The organism is Devosia sp. LC5 (genome assembly GCF_000735585.1).
Lineage (GTDB): Bacteria > Pseudomonadota > Alphaproteobacteria > Rhizobiales > Devosiaceae > Devosia.
Genome location: NZ_JNNO01000044.1, coordinates 21,753 through 42,831, shown reverse-complemented (window position 1 = coordinate 42,831; position 21,079 = coordinate 21,753). Strand labels below are relative to the sequence as shown.

General features: G+C 61.9%; 26 protein-coding genes. 15 read left to right on the top strand and 11 right to left on the bottom strand.

The features are described from left to right. The first annotated feature begins 38 nt into the window (after positions 1–38). Positions 39–611 (top strand): histidine phosphatase family protein, encoded by a 573-nt coding sequence (locus FF80_RS17545; protein ID WP_035102840.1) that lies wholly within the window; start codon positions 39–41, stop codon positions 609–611. Between the two features lie 27 nt (positions 612–638). Here the strand turns inward: FF80_RS17545 and FF80_RS17540 are convergent, their stop codons facing one another. Continuing rightward, a complete protein-coding gene (locus tag FF80_RS17540; protein ID WP_035102839.1) occupies positions 639–836 on the bottom strand; it encodes a DUF2934 domain-containing protein in 198 nt (65 codons plus the stop codon). A gap of 115 nt (positions 837–951) precedes the next feature. Between FF80_RS17540 and FF80_RS17535 the strand changes: the two genes are divergently transcribed. After that, a complete protein-coding gene (locus FF80_RS17535; RefSeq protein ID WP_035102838.1) occupies positions 952–1,335 on the top strand; it encodes a VOC family protein in 384 nt (127 codons plus the stop codon). Here FF80_RS17535 and FF80_RS17530 read toward each other — a convergent pair whose 3' ends face one another. Beyond that, complete coding sequence (locus FF80_RS17530; RefSeq protein ID WP_035102837.1) at positions 1,336–1,947, bottom strand: LysE family translocator; 612 nt, start codon at positions 1,945–1,947, stop codon at positions 1,336–1,338. A gap of 148 nt (positions 1,948–2,095) precedes the next feature. On the opposite strand from FF80_RS17530, the gene FF80_RS17525 reads away from it, so the two are divergent. From FF80_RS17525 to FF80_RS17505, 5 genes are all read left to right on the top strand, one after another. Then, positions 2,096–3,154 carry a putative zinc-binding peptidase gene (locus tag FF80_RS17525; protein ID WP_035102836.1) on the top strand — a complete coding sequence of 353 codons (1,059 nt, stop codon included), beginning with the start codon at positions 2,096–2,098 and terminating at the stop codon, positions 3,152–3,154. A 33-nt stretch (positions 3,155–3,187) separates the two neighbouring features. Then, positions 3,188–3,643, top strand: coding sequence for a GNAT family N-acetyltransferase (locus FF80_RS17520; protein ID WP_035102835.1), 456 nt, complete (start codon positions 3,188–3,190; stop codon positions 3,641–3,643). 353 nt (positions 3,644–3,996) lie between these two features. Next, the gene (locus tag FF80_RS21990) at positions 3,997–4,623 is read left to right on the top strand and encodes a PRC-barrel domain-containing protein (RefSeq protein WP_035102834.1); all 627 of its coding nucleotides are present in this window, start codon (positions 3,997–3,999) and stop codon (positions 4,621–4,623) included. Positions 4,624–4,695: 72 nt separating this feature from the next. Continuing rightward, a complete protein-coding gene (locus FF80_RS17510; RefSeq protein WP_035102833.1) occupies positions 4,696–5,619 on the top strand; it encodes a PRC-barrel domain-containing protein in 924 nt (307 codons plus the stop codon). A gap of 102 nt (positions 5,620–5,721) precedes the next feature. Continuing rightward, on the top strand, positions 5,722–6,099 hold the full coding sequence (locus tag FF80_RS17505) for a hypothetical protein (protein WP_052153717.1): 378 nt from the start codon (positions 5,722–5,724) through the stop codon (positions 6,097–6,099). A 75-nt stretch (positions 6,100–6,174) separates the two neighbouring features. Here FF80_RS17505 and fliJ read toward each other — a convergent pair whose 3' ends face one another. Together fliJ and fliI are read right to left on the bottom strand one after the other, a co-directional pair. Then, complete coding sequence (gene fliJ / locus FF80_RS17500) at positions 6,175–6,585, bottom strand: flagellar export protein FliJ (protein ID WP_035102832.1); 411 nt, start codon at positions 6,583–6,585, stop codon at positions 6,175–6,177. A 52-nt stretch (positions 6,586–6,637) separates the two neighbouring features. Further along, complete coding sequence (gene fliI, locus FF80_RS17495) at positions 6,638–7,966, bottom strand: flagellar protein export ATPase FliI (protein WP_035102831.1); 1,329 nt, start codon at positions 7,964–7,966, stop codon at positions 6,638–6,640. Positions 7,967–8,398: 432 nt separating this feature from the next. Here fliI and FF80_RS17490 point away from each other — a divergent pair, with 432 nt between their 5' ends. The 5 genes from FF80_RS17490 to FF80_RS17470 all read left to right on the top strand — a co-directional run bounded on the left by FF80_RS17490 (position 8,399) and on the right by FF80_RS17470 (position 12,439). After that, on the top strand, positions 8,399–9,106 hold the full coding sequence (locus FF80_RS17490; RefSeq protein WP_035102830.1) for a response regulator transcription factor CtrA: 708 nt from the start codon (positions 8,399–8,401) through the stop codon (positions 9,104–9,106). A gap of 119 nt (positions 9,107–9,225) precedes the next feature. Then, positions 9,226–9,741 carry a DUF2867 domain-containing protein gene (locus FF80_RS17485; RefSeq protein ID WP_035102829.1) on the top strand — a complete coding sequence of 172 codons (516 nt, stop codon included), beginning with the start codon at positions 9,226–9,228 and terminating at the stop codon, positions 9,739–9,741. Between the two features lie 85 nt (positions 9,742–9,826). Further along, on the top strand, positions 9,827–10,693 hold the full coding sequence (locus FF80_RS17480; RefSeq protein WP_035102828.1) for an alpha/beta hydrolase: 867 nt from the start codon (positions 9,827–9,829) through the stop codon (positions 10,691–10,693). 18 nt (positions 10,694–10,711) lie between these two features. Next, entirely contained in the window at positions 10,712–11,080 is a 369-nt protein-coding gene (locus tag FF80_RS17475) for a YciI family protein (RefSeq protein WP_052153716.1), read from the top strand. Between the two features lie 99 nt (positions 11,081–11,179). Continuing rightward, positions 11,180–12,439, top strand: a complete 1,260-nt coding sequence (locus FF80_RS17470) for an RNA polymerase sigma factor (protein WP_035102827.1) — start codon at positions 11,180–11,182, stop codon at positions 12,437–12,439. On the opposite strand, the gene FF80_RS17465 is transcribed toward FF80_RS17470, so the two are convergent. From FF80_RS17465 to FF80_RS17455, 3 genes are all read right to left on the bottom strand, one after another. Further along, positions 12,436–12,801 (bottom strand): response regulator, encoded by a 366-nt coding sequence (locus FF80_RS17465; RefSeq protein ID WP_035102826.1) that lies wholly within the window; start codon positions 12,799–12,801, stop codon positions 12,436–12,438. The genes FF80_RS17470 and FF80_RS17465 overlap by 4 nt on opposite strands. A gap of 79 nt (positions 12,802–12,880) precedes the next feature. Next, the gene (locus FF80_RS17460) at positions 12,881–13,561 is read right to left on the bottom strand and encodes a histidine phosphotransferase family protein (protein WP_035102825.1); all 681 of its coding nucleotides are present in this window, start codon (positions 13,559–13,561) and stop codon (positions 12,881–12,883) included. Positions 13,562–13,634: 73 nt separating this feature from the next. Then, the gene (locus FF80_RS17455; RefSeq protein WP_052153715.1) at positions 13,635–14,102 is read right to left on the bottom strand and encodes a YHS domain-containing (seleno)protein; all 468 of its coding nucleotides are present in this window, start codon (positions 14,100–14,102) and stop codon (positions 13,635–13,637) included. A gap of 177 nt (positions 14,103–14,279) precedes the next feature. Between FF80_RS17455 and FF80_RS17450 the strand changes: the two genes are divergently transcribed. Both FF80_RS17450 and FF80_RS21155 read left to right on the top strand, forming a co-directional pair. Beyond that, a complete protein-coding gene (locus FF80_RS17450; protein ID WP_244445817.1) occupies positions 14,280–14,804 on the top strand; it encodes a DUF1134 domain-containing protein in 525 nt (174 codons plus the stop codon). Between the two features lie 293 nt (positions 14,805–15,097). After that, on the top strand, positions 15,098–16,012 hold the full coding sequence (locus FF80_RS21155; protein WP_052153713.1) for a hypothetical protein: 915 nt from the start codon (positions 15,098–15,100) through the stop codon (positions 16,010–16,012). A 140-nt stretch (positions 16,013–16,152) separates the two neighbouring features. Here the strand turns inward: FF80_RS21155 and FF80_RS17440 are convergent, their stop codons facing one another. Then, positions 16,153–16,506, bottom strand: coding sequence for a DUF6476 family protein (locus FF80_RS17440; protein WP_035102824.1), 354 nt, complete (start codon positions 16,504–16,506; stop codon positions 16,153–16,155). On the opposite strand from FF80_RS17440, the gene FF80_RS17435 reads away from it, so the two are divergent. Continuing rightward, the gene (locus FF80_RS17435; protein WP_035102823.1) at positions 16,505–17,533 is read left to right on the top strand and encodes an RluA family pseudouridine synthase; all 1,029 of its coding nucleotides are present in this window, start codon (positions 16,505–16,507) and stop codon (positions 17,531–17,533) included. The two genes, FF80_RS17440 and FF80_RS17435, sit on opposite strands and share 2 nt — an antisense overlap. Positions 17,534–17,600: 67 nt before the next feature. Here the strand turns inward: FF80_RS17435 and FF80_RS17430 are convergent, their stop codons facing one another. From FF80_RS17430 to thiB, 3 genes are all read right to left on the bottom strand, one after another. Next, positions 17,601–18,251: an ATP-binding cassette domain-containing protein gene (locus FF80_RS17430; protein WP_035102822.1), complete on the bottom strand. Its 651-nt coding sequence runs from the start codon at positions 18,249–18,251 to the stop codon at positions 17,601–17,603. Beyond that, on the bottom strand, positions 18,238–19,830 hold the full coding sequence (locus FF80_RS17425; protein WP_035102821.1) for a hypothetical protein: 1,593 nt from the start codon (positions 19,828–19,830) through the stop codon (positions 18,238–18,240). Before FF80_RS17425 ends, FF80_RS17430 begins: the two co-directional genes overlap by 14 nt. Before the next feature lie 214 nt (positions 19,831–20,044). Further along, positions 20,045–21,049 carry a thiamine ABC transporter substrate binding subunit gene (gene thiB / locus FF80_RS17420; protein WP_035102820.1) on the bottom strand — a complete coding sequence of 335 codons (1,005 nt, stop codon included), beginning with the start codon at positions 21,047–21,049 and terminating at the stop codon, positions 20,045–20,047. Positions 21,050–21,079 lie beyond the last annotated feature (30 nt).

Genomic DNA, 21,079 nt, shown 5'->3' with positions numbered 1-21,079 from the left:
GGCACTAAGCGAGGCGCCCTCACAAGGAGAATTGTCCAATGACCCTCTACCTGCTCCGCCATGGAGAAACCGTCTGGAACACGCAGGGACGTTTCCAAGGCCAATTGGACTCTCCTCTGACCCTCAAGGGTATCGCCCAGGCTGACTTGATTGCCTGCCGCCTTGCCGAGGAAATCCCCAACCCCGATCACTTTGAACTCCAGGTCAGCCCCCTCGGTCGCGCCCGTCAAACCGCCGGCCGCATAGCCGCCTCGATCCCCCTTTTCGTGAAGGACGAGCCCCGACTGATGGAAGTTACTATCGGATCATGGGACGGCATGACCCTTTATGAGATTGGCCAGGAATATCCTGACGCGCTGAACGGCACCGACGCGTTCGACTGGTATTTTCGCTCGCCAGACGGCGAAACTTTCGAGCAAATCCGCGCCCGCGCGAGCGCTTGGCTGGCCGACATCGTCGCTACGCCCACAATCGCCATATCTCACGGGCTAACCGGCAGAATTATCCGCGGTGTCTATCTCGGCCTCTCGCAACGTGAAATGCTCACCCTCCCAGTTCCTCAGAACGGCTTCTATCGTCTGCAAGATGGTCAGGTCAACTTCATCGAGTAACTGCCGAGCCCCCTAGCTCGCCCAAAACTACTGCAGAAGATGACCCGGCAGCACTGGCGGCTTCTTCATCTCGGTATCTTCCTTGGACAGATCGAGCTGATCCTCGCGCGCCAATTCTTCCTCGGCCCTGTGCCAGAATTCCTGATCCCGGCCTTGCGGCCATCCGGCGCGCTCCCACAACAGATAGGCCCGGTTGCGAATTTTTCCTTCATCCCATCCGATCATCTTTCATCTCCGCGACATGGGTTGATATCAAACAAAACGCTTGGCCAGACCCCTGGTTGCCCAGGTTGGAACCACCTAGCCACGACGTTCATTGGTGATCAAACGGAGTGAAACCATGTACAAGCCAGCCGGCCACAATAGCCTCTCGCCCTACCTGATCGTCAGCGACGCCAAGCCCGTGCTCGACTTCATCAAAGCCGTATTTGGCGACGAGCCCACGCTGGAGCATCGCGACGAGAGTGGCGCCTTGCGTCATATCGAATTCAAGATCGACGATACAGTACTCATGCTCGGCCAGGCGCCTGGCGCCACCAGCAGCGCCCATATTCATGTCTATGTTCCCGATGTCGATCAAAGTTTCGAGTTGGCCCGGGCGGCCGGCGGCAAGGTGGTGCAGGAACCTGCCCAGAAGGGCGACGCCGACCGCCGCTGCGGTGTCACGGACCCCTCGGGCACAACTTGGTGGCTCGCCACCACACAGGGCTTCAATAACGCCTGATTACCGCTCCGTCAGCGCCAGCCGCGCGCCCAGCAGCACAAACGCTCCGGCAAATGTCCGGCGCATCCACGTCATTATGGCTGGCCGGCTGATCACATGCCCGCGGATCGACGCGGCAAACAGCCCGTAAAGCGCGAACACCACAAAAGTCATACCCATGAACACCACGCTCAATTCCAGCATTTGCGGCAGGGCATTGGGCGCATCCGCCGGCACAAATTGCGGCAGGAAGGCAAAAAAGAAGATCGACAGCTTGGGATTGAGAATATTGATCAGCACGCTTTCAAAGACCACCTTGCCCGCCGATTTATGCGCTACATCCTGCTCGACGCTGAGCGCACCGGTTTCGCGCAACGTGGCCCAGGCCATATAGAGCAGATAGGCGACGCCCAGATATTTGATGATCTCGAACGCTAATGCACTGGTATGCAGGATCGCCGCCAGACCCGTGATCGCCGCCAGCATATGGGGCACGATCCCCAGCGTGCAGCCAAACGCCGCGACCACACTCGCCCTTGCGCCCCGGCTCAGCCCTGCTGCGATGGTGTAAAGTGCGCCCGTGCCCGGCGAGACGACCACGATCAGCGTGGTAATCAAAAATTCGATGCTCATATCCGCCCTCCGGCGCAACAGCCTTGGGGGTCTTATACCAGATCATGCCCATAATGGGTCCGTCCACGCACCCCGGCTCTCGCCATTCTCCCTAGGAACATCACGCGCCCTCGTGCATTATCCGCCCACGGCCTAGGGGTCACGCTCAATGAAACTCTTCGTCTGCGACCATTGCAGTAACACCGTCTATTTCGAAAATGCGGTGTGCGAACGTTGCGGCCACCAGCTCGGCTATCTGTCCGATCGCAACGCCCTGGTGTCGCTGGTCGAGGGCGGCGGTCATTGGAGCAGTCCGGTCTTTTCCGGCGAGGCCTATCTGTTCTGTGAGAACGCCCGGCATGGCGCCTGCAATTGGCTGGTGCCCGCCAATCCCGGCGGGGATGTCTATTGCGCCGCCTGCCGGCACAATGACACCATTCCCGCCCTTGCCGATCCCAGCAATCTGAGGCGCTGGCAGGTCATCGAGCGCGCCAAGAAGCGCCTGTTCTATTCCCTGCTGCGCCTGCATTTGCCGCTGCGTACCCGCACCGAGGACCCGGCACACGGGCTTTCCTTCCGCTTCCTGGCCGATATACCCGTTGAACCCACTCCAGTGATGACCGGCCATGACAGCGGCATCATCACCATCGCCCTGGCCGAAGCCGACGATGCCGAGCGCGAAAGCCGCCGTACCGCCATGGGCGAGCCCTATCGCACCCTGCTCGGGCATTTCCGCCACGAAATCGGCCACCATTATTGGGATCTGCTGGTCGCCACCACGCCCGCCATCGAGCGCTTCCGCGCGTTGTTCGGCGATGAGACCGCCAATTACGCGCAAAGCCTGGCCAATTACTACGCCAATGGCGCACCCATCGGTTGGCCGCAAACCCATATCAGTGCCTATGCCAGTGCCCACCCTTGGGAAGATTTTGCCGAAACCTTTGCCCATTACCTGCACATCACTGACACGGTTGAAATGGCCGCCGCTTTCGGCGTCCGCGCCCGTCCCAAGACCGAAGATGAGTTCCTCGCCATGGGCGTTGATTTCGACCCCTACACCACCCTCGATATGCAGACCGTGGCGGATAACTGGATTCCTCTTGCGTCCATGCTGAACAATCTCAACCGCGCCATGGGCCACCCCGACGCCTATCCTTTTATTCTCACGCCCCAAGTGATCGAAAAACTCGGCTTCGTGCATGATCTGGTGCATGGCCAAATGACCTAGCCACCGCGCCATCGCTTCGACTATTCTCCGCCCATGTCCGACATTACCATCCTCACCGCCCCACCTTTCTCCACGCTCTGCAATGCTGCCTTCGCGCTGCGCCGCGAAGTTTTCGTCTGGGAACAAAAAGTCCCCGAAACAGAGGAAAACGATGCCGACGACCTCACCGCCACCCATTTCGTCGCCATTCTTGAAGGCGACGTGGTCGGTACCCTGCGCCTGCTCGACAAGCCCGAGCACACCAAGATCGGGCGCGTCGCCGTACGCGCCGCCTTCCGCGGCCGGGGCATAGCCAAGGCCCTGATGCTTGCCGCCATGGAATATGCCAAAGCCCGGGGCCGCGCGCGCTTCTATCTCACCGCCCAGTCCGACAAGCTCGGCTTCTACGAACGCCTGGGCTTTGCCGCCTTCGGTCCCGAATTCCAGGATGGCGGCATGCCCCACCGCGCCATGCGCAGCTACGACCGCGACACGGCTGTCTTGAGCTAGTTTGGATTACATCGCCGCCGTTAACCAGTTAGCAACCCATTAAGCCTGCCCAACGGTCCTGCGTGCCCCGCCATCCCTGCTGCGCTATGGTCGGCGATGTCGGGAGCATTGCGTGCCGCCTGTGGCGCCGCACGATCCAAGAACGAAAAACCGCCCAGGGAGGCGGAGAAGGCCGGCCTCGCCTGAGAGCCGGTCTTTTCATTTGGTTCCCTCAAAGCCACGAAAAATCGGTGCGGAACATCTCGCGCACTCGTGACGTTGACCCCTCATAAATGGGCCGCACGGTGCGCCACCTCGCAAGTTTTGCACCGCACGGCCCTGTTCACCGAACCGATGAACCTGAGGAGCCTACAATGATCCGCACCCTGTTGACCACTTCGGCGCTGGCCCTGCTGCTTGCGGCCCCCGCGATCGCACAGGAAGCCACCCCACCTGCACCCGAAGCCCCGGCAACCACCGAAGCCCCCGCGACCACCGAAGCCCCGGCGGCTCCTGAAGCGCCCGCCGCTCCGGCCCCTGCCGATCCTGTCGATACCGGCGCCGCCCAGGCTACCGATGTCAATGAGCCCTGGGACATGTCGGCCGGCTACACCGCTGCCGATACCGATAATCTGGGGACGCGGCTGATCGGCCAGCCCGTCTACTCGTCCGCCGGTGATGACGCCGAGGAAATCGGCAATATCTCCGATATCGTTTTTGACCAAGGCGGCCAGATCACCGCTGTGGTGATCGGGGTTGGCGGCTTCCTGGGCATTGGCGAAAAGGCCGTGGCCGTCGATTTCAGCCAGCTCGAATTCACCCTGGCCGCCGACAATACCGAACGCTGGGTCCTGCCTACCACCGCCGAAGCGCTGACCGCGGCCCCCGACTTCGTCTGGGCCGAGGATGAGCCGGTCGATACCACTGCCCCCGCCGACGGGATGGCCCCCGCGGCCCCTGCCGATGGTGACGCCATGGCGCCTGCTCCCGCAACCAACTGACCCCTTCGGGAATTGTGAGCATGAGGGCCGGCCTTCGGGCCGGCCCTTTGCATTCCGGCTCAAGGATAATTCATGCGCCACTTCGCCACTGCCACTGCCCTCCTGCTGCTGGCCAACCCCGCCTTTGCCCAGGACGCCGCGCCCGCTCCCGCCGTTCCCAGCGAGCTTGAACAAAGCGGGCTCACGCCGCCAACCGTGCTGTCCGAAGGCTACGCGGCCGATGATCAGGACGTGCTGGTGACCAAACTATTGGGCCAGAAAGTCTATACTTCGGTGGCCGACAATGCCCGCGAGGTCGGCACCATCAACAATATGGTCATCACCTCGGGCATGGGTATTTCCGCCGTGGTGATCGGCGTGGGCGGCTTTCTGGGCATCGGGGAAAAGGACGTCGCGGTGGACTTCGCCGAACTCACCTGGGCCGAGCGCGACGACGGCACCCGCCGCTGGGTACTCGAAACCACCCGGGAGGAACTGGCCGAAGCCCCAGCCTTCATCTGGACCGACAGCGAAGAATCCACCGGCAAACCCGCCCTCACCACGCAGCAGGAACAAGACCAGCTGGTCGACGGCAATCCCAACGCCAGCCCCGTTGCCCCCTCTCTCACCACCGACCAGCCGGAGCGCCCGCTGATCACCACCACGCCCGACCGTTCCGGCCTGACCAATGTCGACCAAGCCGATCTCAGCGCCGGCGAATTGCGCGGCATCCCCGTCTACGGCCTCAATGACGAACAGATCGGCACCATCAGCGATGTCGTGCTCACACCCCAGGGCAACTCGGATGCCGTCATCATCGATGTCGGCGGCTTCCTGGGCCTCGGGGCCAAGCCGGTCGCGGTCGGCTTTGAAAACCTGACCTTCTCCTCCGACACTAACGGGCAGCGCTACCTCTTCCTCAACACCTCCCGCGACCAACTCGAAGCCCAACCCGAATACGACCCGCAGACCTACGAGGCCGAGCGGGCCACCCAACGTATGGTGATCACGCCCTGAACCAGCGTGGCAGGCAGGATCGGTTCCCCTCAAGGGGAGAAGATTGCATTGGGGAGCCACGGGAGAGATGCGGAGCACCCAATTCCGCGTTACCATCCCCGAATGCTTCGACATATCCTCATCATTGCCCTCGCCCTGCTCATCTGCCTCACCCCCGCCCTGGCCAAGCCAATTCGCCTCATGGTCGAATTCGCCAAGGTCGTCACCGATCCCCTCTCCGGTTTCGATAACCTGCAAATCGAGCTCACCCCCGCCGGCCAGCAGGCCATTGCCGAGTTCACCACCGAACATGTCGGCAAGACCGTCGATGTCAGCATCGATGGCAAAATCATCAATTCCCCCATGATCCAATCCCCCATCCTGGGCACCAGCATCATGCTCAGCGGCCCCTACTCAGTCCACGAGCTGCAAGTGATGGCCAACCGGCTCACGGACAAAACCTCCACCGTCGAAGTCGACCTCGCAAAAAAGCAGCGCTAGGCCTTCGCCTTCGCCTGAGCCAAAACAAAAAGGCCCGCATCAGCGGGCCTTCCTCATTCCATTTCCAAGATCAGTTCAGTTGCGGAACCGCAACCGGCCGATTTCGTCATATTCGGCCTGCTCGACCTTGAGCTGGTCGGCGGCTTCGCGCTGGTGTTCGCGCTGGTCGAGCAATTCGACCTTCTTCAAATCTTCGATGGCTTCCGCCAGGGCGTCCTGCGCCGTTTCGAGCTTGCTGCGCATATCGCTGGCCGAGGCCAGCAGATTATCGCGCCGCGCCATGGCGGCCTTGGCAAAGGTCGAATAGGCGAAATGGGCCACATCCGAAATGCCGGTCTTGGTCTGCTCGATTTCGATCTGCTGGTCGAGTTCGCCGGCCATGCGCTCGAAGTCATTGACCATCATTTCGATCTGGCTGACCTGGCGGCGCTTTTCGTCCACCTGGAACTTCTTGAGCCGTATGAGGCTCTCGCTGCGCGATTTCAAGACCTGTACTCCTTACACATCAAGTCAGTTCCAGGGCCAATACACAGCCCCTTCAGACCGCTGCGCCTGCCTCGGCCACAATCGCCTCGAGCATTTTATAGCCCTCGGCAATTGTTGTCATTTCCTCCCGGCTTTGGCCCAAAAAAGCCTCAAGCGCGGGATAGACAGCAATCGCGCGGTCCACTTTCGGATCTGACCCTTTCCGGTAAGCCCCCAGCCGGATCAGCTCCTCCATGTCCGAAAATATGGACATGAGCTCTCGCGCCTTGGCCAGGACCGGCCGCACATCGACCGGAACGCACCCTGGCATGGTGCGCGAGATGGACCGGAGCACGTTGACTGCCGGGTAACGACCCCGTTCGGCAATCCCGCGCTCCATTACGATGTGCCCATCCAGAATACCGCGAACGGCGTCCGCAATGGGCTCATTGTGATCATCACCTTCTACCAAAACGGTAAAGAGACCGGTAACAGAACCCGTTGCCGGCGTTCCCGGCCCCGCCCGTTCCAACAATCGTGGCAATTCCGTGAAAACCGTGGGCGGATAACCCTTCGCCGTCGGCGGCTCCCCGATGGCCAGGCCAATTTCGCGCTGCGCCATGGCAAAGCGGGTCAGGCTATCCATCATGCACAGCACGCGCTTGCCCTGGTCGCGGAAATATTCGGAGAGCGCCAGACTCATATAGGCCGCCTGCCGCCGCATCAGCGCTGCTTCGTCGGACGTGGCCACCACTACGACCGCATTGGCCAGCCCCTCCTCGCCCAGATATTCCTGGATGAACTCATGCACCTCGCGCCCGCGTTCGCCGATCAACCCGATCACCGCAACGTCCACATTGGTATTGCGCGCCAGCATGGACATCAGCACGGATTTGCCGACGCCCGAGCCGGCGAAAATGCCCAGCCTCTGCCCCTCGCATACAGTGGTAAAAGTGTTGAGGCACCGCACACCCAGGTCTAGCGGCTCGCCCACCCGCACCCGATCATGCGCCGAAAGCGGGTTCTGCTGCAGGGGATAAGCCACCGCCCCGCGCGGCACCGGCCCCTTGCCATCGATCGGCTCGCCATTGGCATTGACCACCCGGCCCAGCCAGCCTTCCGATGGGAACACCGCCCCCTCATGGCGCTGAAACACCGCTTTGCAGCCCAGCCTCACCCCGGCCAATTGCCCGAATGGCAGGCACAGCGCATGCCCGCCCTTGAAGCCGATAATCTCCCCGGCCAGATGCTCGCCATTGACGGTCTCGATCCTGACGCGCCCGCCCACGCGCAATTCGCGCACCGGCCCGACGATTTCCATCAGCAGGCCCTGCACGGATTTCACCCGGCCGAACACTTCGACATCGTCGATGGCATCGATGGCTGAAATCAGCGCCTTCATCGGTTCAGACCCGTTCATCACTGTGGCAGGACATGGTTTCCGCCGCCGCATTTGCAGCCGCCGCCGCGAATCAGATGGTAACGCAACGTTAAGCAAAAAGCGCTATTACCAGTGTCGGGGCACTCCGTTTGCGCCGTGCCGCGCACCCTGCCCTAAACCCCTGACATAGCCGCGATTGCTCGAGTCGACAGAGTCGCTTGCAACACCTTCTTAAACCATTTTATTAAGAAAAATGGATAGAATTAACCGTTAAATTTCAATAACTTAAACTTAATTCATCCTAATGCTGTTTGCGTATTGCGGAACCGAATTAAACTTTGTTAACTATTTGGGCTTAGGGTTCAGTCATATCCAGTAGGGTTGGACATGAGGCGGCAGCCACCCGCCGGACCTCATGTGTTCCAGCAGGAACGAATGACAAGGGGAATATTAATGCGGGTACTCCTTATTGAGGACGACAGCGCCACAGCGCAGAGCATCGAATTGATGCTCAAGTCCGAAAGTTTCAACGTCTACACCACCGATCTCGGTGAAGAAGGCGTCGATCTCGGAAAACTCTACGATTACGACATCATCCTTCTGGATCTGAACTTGCCCGACATGAGCGGTTACGAGGTGCTCCGCACCCTCCGCGTCGCCAAGGTGCAGACCCCGATCCTCATCCTGTCCGGCCTGGCCGGTATCGAGGATAAGGTGCGCGGCCTCGGCTTCGGTGCCGACGACTACATGACCAAGCCGTTCCACAAGGACGAACTGGTCGCTCGCATCCACGCCATTGTCCGCCGCTCCAAGGGCCACGCCCAGTCGGTCATCTCGACCGGCGAGCTGACCGTCAACCTCGACACCAAGACCGTCGAAGTCCAGACCCAGCGCGTGCACCTGACCGGCAAGGAATACCAGATGCTGGAGCTGCTTTCGCTCCGCAAGGGTACCACGCTCACCAAGGAAATGTTCCTCAACCACCTTTATGGTGGCATGGATGAGCCCGAACTCAAGATCATCGACGTGTTCATCTGCAAGCTGCGCAAGAAGCTCAGTGTGGCCACGGGCGGCAAGAACTACATCGAAACCGTCTGGGGCCGCGGCTATGTGCTGCGCGAGCCCGACGAGAACGAAGCCTATTCCGAAAACGTCGCCTGATCAGCCGCTGCGGGCGACCGCATCGCCCACTGCGACAATTCACCAGCCCTGTGCGACAGTGTCGCGCGGGGCTTTTGTTTGCCCCTTTCGCTATTTTCCGTTTCGAGACGGAGAACAGCATGGCCAAGGCTTTCCGCTATCCGCCAGATGGCGCCCTGATGCAATATTATCGCCCAGGCGACTTTCTCGACAGCCAGAGCGTGCCCCTGCCCCACCCCGCCCCCGATGCGGCCGGGCTGACCATCGCCATTTTCTTCAACATGCCCGGCTGGGTGCACCTCCTGCTCGGCCTGCGCAATCTGCTGATGGCACCCTTCGGCCTCAAGATCGGCAGCCAAGCCGACATAGCCCCGCCCACCCTCGAGCAGATCAATGACTGCAGCTATTCCGGCATTTTCGCGGTCCATTCGGCGACGCCCGCCGAGGTCATCCTGGGCACCAACGACAAGCATCTCGATTTCCGCGTCTCGATCCTTAAGGACGAAGCCACCGACTGCGTTAGCCTCAGCACCTGGGTGCGTCCGCACAATCTGTTCGGCCGCGCCTATCTCGCCGGGGTCTACCCTTTCCACCGCCTCATCGTCGCACGCTGCCTCGCCAATGCCCGCAAGCTCGGGCTGACGGCCAGCAACTGACGCCTGAACAAAATCTTCACGCCGTGTCGAAATCACAGCCGGCCAATCGTAGTCTTCTCAGAACAGCCAATCTGAGGAGAGCCCCATGTTCCGCGCCACCGCCACCATCGCCGCCGCCATCCTGCTGACATCAACCGCCCTGGCCCAATCCGAACCCAAAGGGGACACGGTCGAGGTCAATGGCATGCAGGTGTATTATGAGGTCTCCGGCTCCGGCGACCCGCTGGTCGTGCTGCACGGCGCCTATATGACCATTCCCAGCATGGGCGACATCATCCCCACGCTGGCCAAGACCCACACCGTCTATGCGCTGGAATTCCAGGGACATGGCCGCACGAACGACATCGACCGCCCGATCACCTATCCCAATCTGGCCGACGACGTGGCGGCCTTCATGGATGCGGTCGAACTCGAAAAGGCCGATATATTTGGCTATTCCATGGGCGCCGCTGCCGGGCTGCAACTGGCCATTCGCCATCCCGAAAAGGTTGATCAACTGGTGGCCGCCTCGGTCGCCTATGACGTCTCCGGCTGGCAGCCGGCCTTCACCGCCTTCATCCCGCAAATGGCGCCCGAAATGTTCGTGGGCACGCCGATGGAGGACGAATACAAAAAGCTGGCCGTCAACAAGGACGGTTTCCGTGCGCTGGTCGAAAAGCTCATCGCGCTGGAAAAGGAGCCAATGGCCTGGGAAGCAGATGTTAAGGCGCTCAAGGCCCCTATGCTGATCATTGCCGGTGACGCCGATGTCTCCACTCTGGAGCACAATGTGGCGCTGTTCCGCCTGCTGGGCGGCGGCGAAATGGGCGATATGGGCCAGCCCCTTTCCCCCTCGCGCCTCGCTATCCTGCCGGCCACCTCGCACACCGCCGTCATCAACCAGACCGAACTGCTGCACGCCTTTATCGAGCCCTTCCTCAAGGGCGAGACGCCGGCCGGCTTCATGCAATAGGACCCGGAGGACAGCAAAATGCGCTTCATGATCCTGGTCAAGGCCACACCGGAAACCGAGGCGGGCATCATGCCCACCGCCTCGGCTTTCGCGGCCATGGAGGAGTATAATGAGGCCCTGATCGATGCCGGCGTGCTGCTGCATTGCGAAGGACTTATGGCCTCCTCCCAGGGCACTCGCCTGCGCTTTGATGGCGAACGGATCACCGTCACCGAAGGCCCCTTCACCCAAACACGCGAATTGCTCTGCGGCTTCTGGCTCATCGACGTCAAATCCCACGAAGAGGCGCTGGCCTGGTGCCGCCGCATCCCGTTCGATAATGGCGAAGAAATCGAACTACGCCAGGTGTTTGAGACGGCCGATTTCGCTGTCAACGCCGTCGCTTAGCCAAGTTCGGACTCATCTCGACCTGTGCCGGGATGAGTCCGTGGGAACTTGTTCGTCCCCCCGCTTGCGCCATTCGCCTCATCCTGCTTTCATCCCGCCATGACCAGCCAGTCCGACACCCACCGCGCCATCACCGCCGTCTGGAAGCTCGAACAGCCCCGGCTGATCGCGGGCCTGACCCGCATGGTGCGCGACATTTCCCTCGCCGAGGAATTGGCGCAGGATGCCTTGGTCATTGCGCTGAAGACCTGGCCCGATAGCGGCGTGCCCAAGAACCCGGGTGCCTGGCTGACCCAGACCGCCAAGCGCCGCGCCATCGATTATTTCCGCCACAAGAAGATGGCCGCGACCAAGCTGGTCGAGGTCGGCCATGGCATCGAAACCGACATTCCCGACCAGATCGAGACCCTGCATGACGCCATGGATGACGATGTGGGGGATGATCTGCTGCGGCTGATCTTTACCTCCTGCCATCCCATCCTGCCCGCCGAATCCCGTGTGGCGCTGACCCTGCGCCTGTTGGGTGGGCTCACCACCGAGGAAATTGCCCGCGCCTTTCTCGCGGCCGAGCCGACCATCGGACAGCGCATCGTGCGGGCCAAAAAGACCATTGCGGAGGCCAATATTCCGTTCGAAGTGCCGCGCGGTCCTGAGCGTGCCGAGCGGCTCGCCTCGGTGCTGGGTGTGCTTTACCTCATCTTCAATGAAGGCTATTCGGCCACGGCCGGCGATGACTGGATGCGCCCCCAACTCTGTGAGGAAGCCACCCGCCTGGGTCGTGTTCTCGCCCGCCTCGCACCTGACGAGCCCGAGGTCCATGCCCTTGTGGCGCTTATGGAAATTCAGTCGTCGCGGCTCGGCGCCCGCACCGATGCCAAGGGCCATCCTATCCTCCTGCAGGATCAGGATCGTGCCCACTGGGACCAGTTGCTGATCCGCCGCGGACTTGCCGCGCTTGCCCGGGCCGAGGAATTGGGCGGCGCCAATGGCCCCTATGCCCTGCAAGCCGCCATCGCCGCATGCCATGCCCGGGCGCGTCATGCCCAGGATACCGACTGGCCCCGCATCGTCGCGCTTTATGCGACGCTGGCCCAGGTAACTCCTTCTCCGGTCATAGAATTAAACCGCGCCGTCGCCATTTCCATGGCTGAAGGACCGGCAGCGGCGCTGGTTTTGATCGATACGATCAAGGACGATCCGGCGCTCAAGAACTATCATCTGCTCTATGGGGTGCGCGGGGATATGTTGAGCAAGTTGGGACGGCATACCGAGGCCATGCTGGAGTTCCGCCGCGCGGCGCAACTCACTCATAATGAACGAGAAAAAACCTATCTGCTCAACCGCGCCGAGGCCGGTTAGGCCGCCAGGTGCGGCTCGAATTTGGCTTCCAGAATCCGCCGGTCGAAGGGTTTCATCATATAGTCGCTGGCGCCGGCCTTAAGCGCCATAGCGATGGCGCCAATGTCGTTTTCGACCGTGCAATAAACCACATAGGGCTTCTCGCCGCCAATATAGCCGCGCAGGAGCTTGAGGAACTCCAGCCCGCTCATGATCGGCATTTGCCAATCGAGCAGTATAGCGTCCGGCATTTCCTGCCGGCATTTGTCGAATGCCTCCTGCCCGTCTTCGGCTTCTTCGACGATATAGTCGAGGTCTTCCAGAATCCGGCGCGCGACTTTTCGCACGACGGTGGAATCATCGACGATCAGGCAGGATTTCATATCCGGGCAAGCTCCACAGCGGCTGACACCGGGTACACAATAGCGTCACTCCGCTTAGGAATTGGTTAGCGGACTGTTGTCATTGAGCGGCGGCAATGGCCGATTTGGGGATCGCATTGAGAAAGAACTGGTCGTTCTCGAGCCCGATGGAAATATCCATCTCGGTCATGCGCGCCAGCAGCCCCGTATAGAACGGCTGGATGCCCCGCGCGTCGACAAAACCCTCATCGGGAATGCCCGAAAGCAATCCGGCCGAACCGGAGGGTACCAGAGTCTTCTGCCGCTTCTCGGGATCACTCCTGGAGGTGAATTCGAACTTTTCCTGACCGGCTTCACCCGTGATCGAAGCCGTCACCTGCCCGCCGCGCGGCACCGAGCCGGCCGCGATCAAAAGCATGTTCATGAACAGCTTGGCCTTGTGCTTGGGCAAAAGGATCAGCGGCACGTTCCATTCGAGATCGGCCTTCTCGATTTCGAACAGGATGCGGGCGACGCGCTCGCATTCGCGGGTATCGATATCGGTGCCCGAGGTCGAGGAGGCGCCATAGGCCAGCCGCGCAAATTCGAGCTTGGCCCGGCTCTGCCTGGCGGCGCTGGCGATCAGGTCGCGGGCGCCCTCGGCCATGTCGCCCTGGTTGGGATCGCCCAGCACTTCGAGCCCGTTGCCGATCGCCCCGATCGGGTTGATCAGGTCGTGGCAGACCCGGCTGCACAGCATGGCGGCCAGATCGGTGGCCTTGAGCTCGATGATGTCAGCCATGAAAGTCTCCGGAAGCGGCAGGGAATCACTACAGGGAACATTAGTTGCGGATCGCCTTCCGCACTAGGACCCCTTACTGCGCCGAGAGCGTTTTGGACAGAACCTGCCAATTCTCTTCGGCCTTGATCGCTGCTGCGTCGGGGGCGAGGAGGAATGCTTCGCGATTGCCGGGCGAATAGAACAGGTAAAGCCGCTGCTTGAAGACCGTGTAGATGCGCGGATCGCTGTCCGACAGAAAGCCCCGCGCCATGGCCATGGCCCCATGCCCGCCGAATTGGGGGGCATAGGTGTCAGGGGAGCGGCTGAAGATGTCCCGATTGGCCATGGTGGCGAAGGTCCACGCCACCCCGCCCCAGGAGAATTCGATATCGCCCCGTCCCTGCAATGGCGCCGGTTCGGTGAAATAGGAGACCGGGTCCATGCCGGAAATGGCAATGCCGGTCAGCGGGTCGGTGACGATGGAAGTGACCACCGACTGCGCGCGCACCGCCACAATACCTCCGCAAACCGCCCCGAAAAGCGGCAGAACAAAGGCAAGCATGGTTAAGATTTGTTTACAGCTTTGCTTCATCATCGAGCCATGATCGGCGCGTCTTGTGAGCCGAAAGCGGATTTTGGGTAACAAACCTTAAGGTCCTCGTAATTGCGGCCGCGCCGCCCGCCAGGAGTTCGTCCCATGCTCAAGCGCATCCTCGTCACCCTTGCCCTGGTTGCCACCATGCTGGCCCCCGTCACGGCCTTCGCCCAGGGCTCGCTCAGCGACAGCTATTCGGGCGAGGAACTGGTCGAAAGCGGCAAGCAATTCTTCGGCTCCACCTCGCAGGGCCTTGCTTCGCTGGTCGAACGCGCCGTCAGCCAGTTCGGCCTGCCCAATGGCTATATTCTGGGCGAGGACGCCGGGGGCGCCCTGTTTGCCGGCGCCCGCTATGGCGAAGGCACGGTCTATACCCGCAATGTGGGCCAATATGCCGTCTATTGGCAGGGCCCCTCGATCGGCTTCGACATTGGCGGCGACGGCTCCAAGGTGATGATGCTGGTCTATAACCTGTCCCAGATTCAGGATGTGCTGGGCCGCTATGCCGGCGTCAACGGCTCCGCCTATGTCGTGGGTGGCTTCGGCATGACAGTGATCAAGCGCGGCAATGTGGTCATGGTGCCGATCCGCTCGGGTGTCGGCGCGCGGCTGGGCATCAATATCGGCTATCTCAACTTCACCAATGAGCCGACCTGGAACCCCTTCTGATCCAGCGTCTCGCGGCCTGCATAGGCTGCTCACCTCCCCCCAGGGAGAAGTGAAGCGGCACTGGACTGCCACTTTGGCTGAAGCTCGATTGGTCCCAGGGGTTTTTCTGACGCAAGTTTGACTATTCTGGCGCCGAACCCAACCGGTATAAGGCCCTCGCCCCGTCGTGACGGAACCGGCCAAACCGGTTAGGGTTAACCGGTGGCAAAGATGGCGGCGCCTATGCTTTGCTGGCAGATAAGACCACGCTCGACAGGAAATGAGCGGACGCGCATGGCCTCGGATTACGCAGGATGATGATCGAGAACATCATGTATTTCGCCCTGGGGCTGCTGCTTGCCGTGCTGGTGGGGCTGATCGTCATGCCCGCAGTGTGGAAGCGCGCCGTGCGGCTGACCAAGCGCCGGATCGAGGCCGCCACGCCCATCACCATGGCCGAATTCCGCGCCGACAAGGACCAGCTGCGCGCTGAATTTGCCCTGTCGACCCGCAAGCTGGAAATGAATGTCGAGGCGCTGCGCAAGCGGCTGGCCGAACAGCTGAGCGAGGTCAACCAGAAGCGGGCCGATCTGGGCGGGGCGCTGCAGACCGAGCGTGATGAACATCATGCCATTGTCGGGGAGCTCGAAGCCCGTGAGGCCGAGCTGCGCAATCGCATTCTCGAGCTGGAGCGCGAAAGCACCGATCTGGCCCAGCGCCTGCGCATGCGCGAACGTGAACTTGCAGCCAGCAAGGCGGAGTTTGCGGCCCCACCCGAGCCGGAGACCGAAACCGAGGACACCCTGACCACGGCCGAAGCCAGCATTGCCAGCGCCGAAACCCGGCTCAATGCGCTATTGGCCGAGACCAGTGCCGAGCCGCCTCTGGCCGAAAAGCTCGACCTCGAAGCCGAGGCGGACACACTGCGCCAGCGGGTATTGGCAGTACAATCGAGCATTCTGGCCGATTGGGATAGCGAGCGGGCGGATGAAGCCCAATTGCGTGAGCGGCTCAGCGATATCGCCGCCCGCGTCAGCCGCGTGGTCTATGCCGCCGACCACCAGGCCGCCCCGCTCACGGCGACGCAGGAAGAAAGCCTGTTCGAGCGCGTGCAGCGCTTTGCCGATGATGGGGAAAAACTGGAAATGCTGCCCAAGGCCAAGGGCGGCAAGCGCCGCAGTTCAGTGGCGGACCGGTTGACCGCGCTCAAGGAAATTCAGGGGCGGTAGGTTCGGTAGGGCCTTCCGGTCGGGGCACGCTCGTTCAACAATCACGGTGTCATTCCCGCGAAAGCGGGAACCTCTGTTTAAGGTGCCTGCGAAGCAAACGGAGGTTCCCGCTTTCGCGGGAATGACACTGTGGGGTTGGGCTATTCCGCCCCGATCACCACGCTGCGGGTCAACTCCCCCGTTGCCTGATCGAACAGGCCCAGCGTGGTCACGCCATCCACGGTATAGGTCACATTGATTGCCCCATCGGCCACGACGGCCGAGACAATTGCCGCGCCAGCCGGTATGGCAACGCTCTCGGCCACGGCGGGCGGGGGTGCATCGCGCATCACGCGATAGACAAGCGCCAGGGCAATCGCCATAAAGCCGAGCAACAGAATGCTGATTGAAAACCGGAACGAGCGGCGCGCCTTGGCGAGCGCAGCCTGCGCCTCGGGCGACAATGGCTCGTTTACATAGGGGCCATCGGGCCCAGTCTCGTTAGGATTGCTCATGGCCGAAAATACCGAAGAAGAATTCGAGGGCGAGGCGGTCGAGATCGTTGTCGATGAGACCCTGGCTGGCGGGCGGCTCGATGCCGTGCTGGCCAAGGCGCATGCTGTGCTGAGCCGCAACCGCCTCAAGGACCTGATCCTGAACCAGGCGGTCAGCATCAATGGGGCAATTGTCAGTGAGCCCAAGTACCGCGTCAGCGCGGGCGAGACAATCATTCTTGTCGCCCCGCCCCCCGAAGATCCCGAACCGCAGCCCGAAAACATCCCGCTCGACATCCTTTATGAGGATGACCAGCTCATCGTCATCAACAAGCCCGTCGGCATGGTGGTGCACCCTGCGCCGGGCAGTCCTTCGGGCACGCTGGTCAATGCGCTGATCTATCATTGCGGGGCAAGCCTGCAGGGCATTGGCGGCGTGCGCCGGCCGGGTATCGTGCATCGGCTCGATCGCGACACGTCCGGGGTCATGGTTGCCGCCAAGACCGAGCATGCCCATAAGCATCTCTCCGATCAATTCGCCGATCACGGCCGCACCGGCCCGCTGCACCGCGCCTATATCGCCTTTGTCTGGGGTTCGACCGAAACCGCCAAGGGCACGGTCGATGCGCCGCTGGGCCGCGACGCCAATAACCGGCTGAAACAGGCCGTGCGCAAGGATGGCCGCGAGGCGATCACCCATTATTTCGTCGAGGCGCGGTTCGGCGATGCGGGCTGGGATATTACCCGCGTGCAATGCCACCTCGAAACCGGCCGCACGCATCAGATCCGCGTGCATATGGCCCATATCAGCCATCCGCTGGTGGCCGACACAGTCTATGCCTCGGGCTATGCCACCAAGATCAACAAACTGCCGCCCGAAGTCGCCGGACCCATCCAGGCGCTGGGCCGCCAGGCGCTGCATGCGGCCGAGTTGGGTTTCGAGCATCCCACAACGGGCGAGGAAATGTTCTTCGAAGCCCCGCTGCCGCCTGATCTGCAGGCGCTCGAAGATGCGCTCGAGCCCTTCAACAAGGCTTTTGCGCGATAGGATCATATCTCTCAGTCGTCTCCCTCCACCGTGCGGCGAGGTGCCGATCCAGGCTCTCTGGCTTCAGCTAACGCGAGTACTCCTCAACCACCAATTCCCCCGCTTCCAGCCGATACCGCCGGCTGGCGATGGCAGTGATGTCGTCCATATGATGGCTCACCAAAATCGTGTGCCAGTCATGCGCGACCGTCAGCGCCCTGACCAATTCCCGTGTCGCCGCGCGGGCCTTGTCGTCCAGCGCCGAAAAGGGCTCGTCCAGCAGCACGATCGGGCGATTGCGCACCAGGGTGCGTGCCAGGGCAACGCGCTGCTTTTGCCCGCCGGACAATGTCGAAGCGGTTTGCTGGCCGAGCCCAGCCAGCCCCACTTCCGACAGCGCCGTCTCGACAGCCTGAGCTACGACGCCTTTTGCCGTCCCACTCGGCAGGCCCAGCGCCACGTTCCGGCCGGCCGAAAGATGATCGAACAGATTGTCCGATTGCAGCAGCAGCGACACCGGCCGGGATTCCGGCGGCAGGGGCACGAGGTTAGCGCCATCAAGATCGATACGCCCGGACAGCGGCGTGAGGAAGCCCGCCAGCAGATCGAGCAGGGTGGATTTGCCCGAGCCACTGGCGCCGGAAATGGCGGTGATTTCGCCCGGCGCCGCCGACATGTCGAAGCGATAGCGCCTGGCTTGGCCGGCATGGACAAAGCTCAGGTCTTCAACGCGCAGCATTGGCGATCCTCTCGAACAGCTTGGGCAGGCCGACAAAGGCAATGATGGTGCCGATCAGCAGGATGGACGCGATAGCGGCCGCGTCACTGCCGCGATAGGCGCCGAGCGCGCGGAACATCAGCAGCGGCAGGGTCTGGAAATCCTGCGTGCCGAAGAGCGCGATAACGCCAAGATCGCCCAGCGAAAAGCAGAAGGCCAGCGCCAGCATGACGCCGATATCCTTGCCCAATAGGGGGTATTCGACGGCGATGAATTGCCGCCAGCCTGACAGGTCAAGCGAGCGGATCAGCTTGCCACGCGTCCGCGCAATGGCCTCGAAGGGTGGTCCGAGGGTGGCCATGGCGAAGGGCAGAGCCAGCAGGCTATTGCCCAGGATGACCACATAGGGCGCGGCCAATGCCGGCGCGACGCCCAGATTGCGGACCAGGAGGAAAAAGCCCAGCGACAGCACCACGGCGGGCACCGCCAGATAGGCAAAGGCCGGCATGCCCAGAATAGTACGGATCACGCCATTGGCCGTGGCGCCACGGCCCATGGCAAGGGTGATAGCCAGCACCAGCGTCAGCAGGGCCGAGCTGGCTCCGATGATTAGGCTCGACAGCGCCGCCCACCAGAAGGCCGGCTGCGCCAGCAGGCGCCCGAAACCGACCAGCATGCCATTGACCAGTACCGAGGCGAGGGGCAGCACGAAGGCGATGGTGCACAGGATCAGGACCACGGCCTGCAGCAGTCGTGCCGCTATGCCATCGCGCCAGCTTGGCGTCGTGGACGGGCCAAGGCTGGTGGGAATGGGTGCCAGCGCCGAGGCGATAAGAATGACCACAGAGCAAACCCCGATCTGCGTCAGCGCCAGTAGCACGGCCGCGCGCAGGTCGAAATCCTGGCGGACGGCGGCATAGATGGCCACTTCCAGCGTCTGGTTGGCGGGCCCGCCGCCGAGCAGCAGCACGATGGGAAAGCTGGTAAAGGCGAGAAGGAAGATGATGGCACCCAGCCCGGGCAGGGTGCCACGTAAAGCGGGCCAATCGATGATGGCGAAGCGTTGCCAGGCGGAGAGGGCGAGCGATTGCCCGGTCTTGAGGCGGGGCTGGGGAATGGCGTCTAGCCGGGCCAGCATGATGCGGGCGGCAAAGGCGCCATCGAGAATGACATGGGCAAACAGGATACCCGGGAGCCCGAAAGCTGGATTGCCGATCGAGGTGCCGAACAGGGCATTGCTCGCCTGATTGATCCAGCCGCTGCGACCCCAGATGGAGAGCAGGCCAAACGCCACCACCATGCCGGGGGTGACGATGGCCGAGGCAAAGAGCCCGACAACCAGATCGCGGCCGGGAAACCGCAACCGGTTCAGCGCCCAGGCGAGCGCCATGCCCACGGTCAGCGAAATCACGGTGGTCAGCCCCGCCTGAATCGAGGTCATCCGCAACAGATGGGGAATGTCCACGCGCCCTGCGCCGCTGGCCTGATCGGTGGCGGCGCTGAAGATAGACCACAGCACCAGACCGATCAGGATGGCGATGGCGAGTGCCAAGGCCGCGGCGGCGGCAATGCGCGCAGGGCGGTGGGGCAGAATGGTCATGGAAACACCGACTGGCGGCTAGCTTCACCTCGCCCCTCAGGGGAGAGGTCGGCGCGTAGCGCCGGGTGAGGGGTGCGATGCTGCAACAAATGCGATGTACCCAGCATCGCACCCCTCACCCTGGCCCTCTCCCCTGAGGGGCGAGGGGACGAAAGAGCACTGGGAGCAACGGGAGAGTGCTGCTTCCAGTTCGGGGCGGCGGTGTGCCCCATCCCTACTGAATAGCCTTGAGCATCTCATCGATCCAGGTCGCCGAATTTGCCTCGATCCCGGCCTCCGGCAGGGTCAGCGTCTTTTCCGGCTGCGGCAACCTCCCAAAGGCCGGGTTCAATTCACCCCCAAGGTCAACAACGGGAAACATCCAATTGGTCGTCGGAATGATCTGCTGCGCGCCGGCCGAGGTCAGATAATCGAGAAACTGGAAAGCCAGTTCCTGGTGCTTGGACGATTTGAGCACGCCGGCCACTTCGGTCTGGGCGAAATGGCCCTCCTCGAACAGGGCGGCTTTGATCGTGTCGTCATCTTCCTCGACGATGTGATAGGCGGGCGAGGTGGTGTAGGAGAGCGCCATATCGGCCTCCCCTTCAAGGAACAGATTATAGCTCTCGCTCCATTCGCGCGTCACGGTCAGGATATGCGGCTTGAGGCCGGCCCAGATTTCGGGGGAGCGATCACCATAGGCGGCCTTGATCCACAGCACGAGGCCCAGGCCCGGGGTGGCCGAACGCGGGTCCTGGATGACGATCTTGAAATCGTCGGGCATGGCGATCAATTCTTCAAACGACTTGGGCGGATTGGCTACTTTGTCCGTGTCATAGACGAAGGCGAAATGGGCGTAGTCGAAGGGCACGAAATTCTTGTCGGTCCAGCCATAGGGCAGGGTCAGTTCGTCGAAATAGAAATTGTGCTCGGCAAACAGTCCCGTGTCGCGGGCTTCCCCGGCAATGGCGGTGTCGAGCCCCACAATGAGATCGGCTTCACTGGTGGCGCCTTCGAGCTGCACGCGGCGCAGGGCGCCGATGGAGCTGTCGGCCGCGACGAAAGTCACCGTGCAGCCGCAGATCGCTTCAAAACCGGTCTTGAGCGCCGGGCCGGGGCCCCAATCGGCGGCGAAGCTGTCATAGGTGTAGATATTGAGGTTTGGCGCGTCCTGGGCGAATGCCGGAGCTGCGAACAGTCCGGCAAGGACCGCAAGCGCCACAGAGGTGGATTTGACCATGGGGTCATCCCTTCATCGGTTCATGCGGCC

What these genes read in the sequence shown, in the direction of transcription:
- FF80_RS17535 (WP_035102838.1), top strand. Translation starts at nt 952, where the DNA reads ATGTACAAGCCAGCCGGCCACAATAGCCTCTCGCCCTACCTGATCGTC.
- FF80_RS17530 (WP_035102837.1), bottom strand. Translation starts at nt 1,947, where the DNA reads ATGAGCATCGAATTTTTGATTACCACGCTGATCGTGGTCGTCTCGCCG.
- FF80_RS17465 (WP_035102826.1), bottom strand. Translation starts at nt 12,801, where the DNA reads ATGAAATCCTGCCTGATCGTCGATGATTCCACCGTCGTGCGAAAAGTC.
- FF80_RS17510 (WP_035102833.1), top strand. Translation starts at nt 4,696, where the DNA reads ATGCGCCACTTCGCCACTGCCACTGCCCTCCTGCTGCTGGCCAACCCC.
- FF80_RS17545 (WP_035102840.1), top strand. Translation starts at nt 39, where the DNA reads ATGACCCTCTACCTGCTCCGCCATGGAGAAACCGTCTGGAACACGCAG.
- FF80_RS17460 (WP_035102825.1), bottom strand. Translation starts at nt 13,561, where the DNA reads ATGGCTGACATCATCGAGCTCAAGGCCACCGATCTGGCCGCCATGCTG.
- thiB (WP_035102820.1), bottom strand. Translation starts at nt 21,049, where the DNA reads ATGGTCAAATCCACCTCTGTGGCGCTTGCGGTCCTTGCCGGACTGTTC.
- FF80_RS17450 (WP_244445817.1), top strand. Translation starts at nt 14,280, where the DNA reads ATGCTGGCCCCCGTCACGGCCTTCGCCCAGGGCTCGCTCAGCGACAGC.
- FF80_RS17525 (WP_035102836.1), top strand. Translation starts at nt 2,096, where the DNA reads ATGAAACTCTTCGTCTGCGACCATTGCAGTAACACCGTCTATTTCGAA.
- FF80_RS21990 (WP_035102834.1), top strand. Translation starts at nt 3,997, where the DNA reads ATGATCCGCACCCTGTTGACCACTTCGGCGCTGGCCCTGCTGCTTGCG.
- FF80_RS21155 (WP_052153713.1), top strand. Translation starts at nt 15,098, where the DNA reads ATGATGATCGAGAACATCATGTATTTCGCCCTGGGGCTGCTGCTTGCC.
- FF80_RS17485 (WP_035102829.1), top strand. Translation starts at nt 9,226, where the DNA reads ATGGCCAAGGCTTTCCGCTATCCGCCAGATGGCGCCCTGATGCAATAT.
- FF80_RS17520 (WP_035102835.1), top strand. Translation starts at nt 3,188, where the DNA reads ATGTCCGACATTACCATCCTCACCGCCCCACCTTTCTCCACGCTCTGC.
- FF80_RS17540 (WP_035102839.1), bottom strand. Translation starts at nt 836, where the DNA reads ATGATCGGATGGGATGAAGGAAAAATTCGCAACCGGGCCTATCTGTTG.
- FF80_RS17440 (WP_035102824.1), bottom strand. Translation starts at nt 16,506, where the DNA reads ATGAGCAATCCTAACGAGACTGGGCCCGATGGCCCCTATGTAAACGAG.
- fliI (WP_035102831.1), bottom strand. Translation starts at nt 7,966, where the DNA reads ATGAAGGCGCTGATTTCAGCCATCGATGCCATCGACGATGTCGAAGTG.
- FF80_RS17505 (WP_052153717.1), top strand. Translation starts at nt 5,722, where the DNA reads ATGCTTCGACATATCCTCATCATTGCCCTCGCCCTGCTCATCTGCCTC.
- FF80_RS17425 (WP_035102821.1), bottom strand. Translation starts at nt 19,830, where the DNA reads ATGACCATTCTGCCCCACCGCCCTGCGCGCATTGCCGCCGCCGCGGCC.
- FF80_RS17435 (WP_035102823.1), top strand. Translation starts at nt 16,505, where the DNA reads ATGGCCGAAAATACCGAAGAAGAATTCGAGGGCGAGGCGGTCGAGATC.
- FF80_RS17470 (WP_035102827.1), top strand. Translation starts at nt 11,180, where the DNA reads ATGACCAGCCAGTCCGACACCCACCGCGCCATCACCGCCGTCTGGAAG.
- FF80_RS17475 (WP_052153716.1), top strand. Translation starts at nt 10,712, where the DNA reads ATGCGCTTCATGATCCTGGTCAAGGCCACACCGGAAACCGAGGCGGGC.
- FF80_RS17430 (WP_035102822.1), bottom strand. Translation starts at nt 18,251, where the DNA reads ATGCTGCGCGTTGAAGACCTGAGCTTTGTCCATGCCGGCCAAGCCAGG.
- FF80_RS17455 (WP_052153715.1), bottom strand. Translation starts at nt 14,102, where the DNA reads ATGCTTGCCTTTGTTCTGCCGCTTTTCGGGGCGGTTTGCGGAGGTATT.
- FF80_RS17490 (WP_035102830.1), top strand. Translation starts at nt 8,399, where the DNA reads ATGCGGGTACTCCTTATTGAGGACGACAGCGCCACAGCGCAGAGCATC.
- FF80_RS17480 (WP_035102828.1), top strand. Translation starts at nt 9,827, where the DNA reads ATGTTCCGCGCCACCGCCACCATCGCCGCCGCCATCCTGCTGACATCA.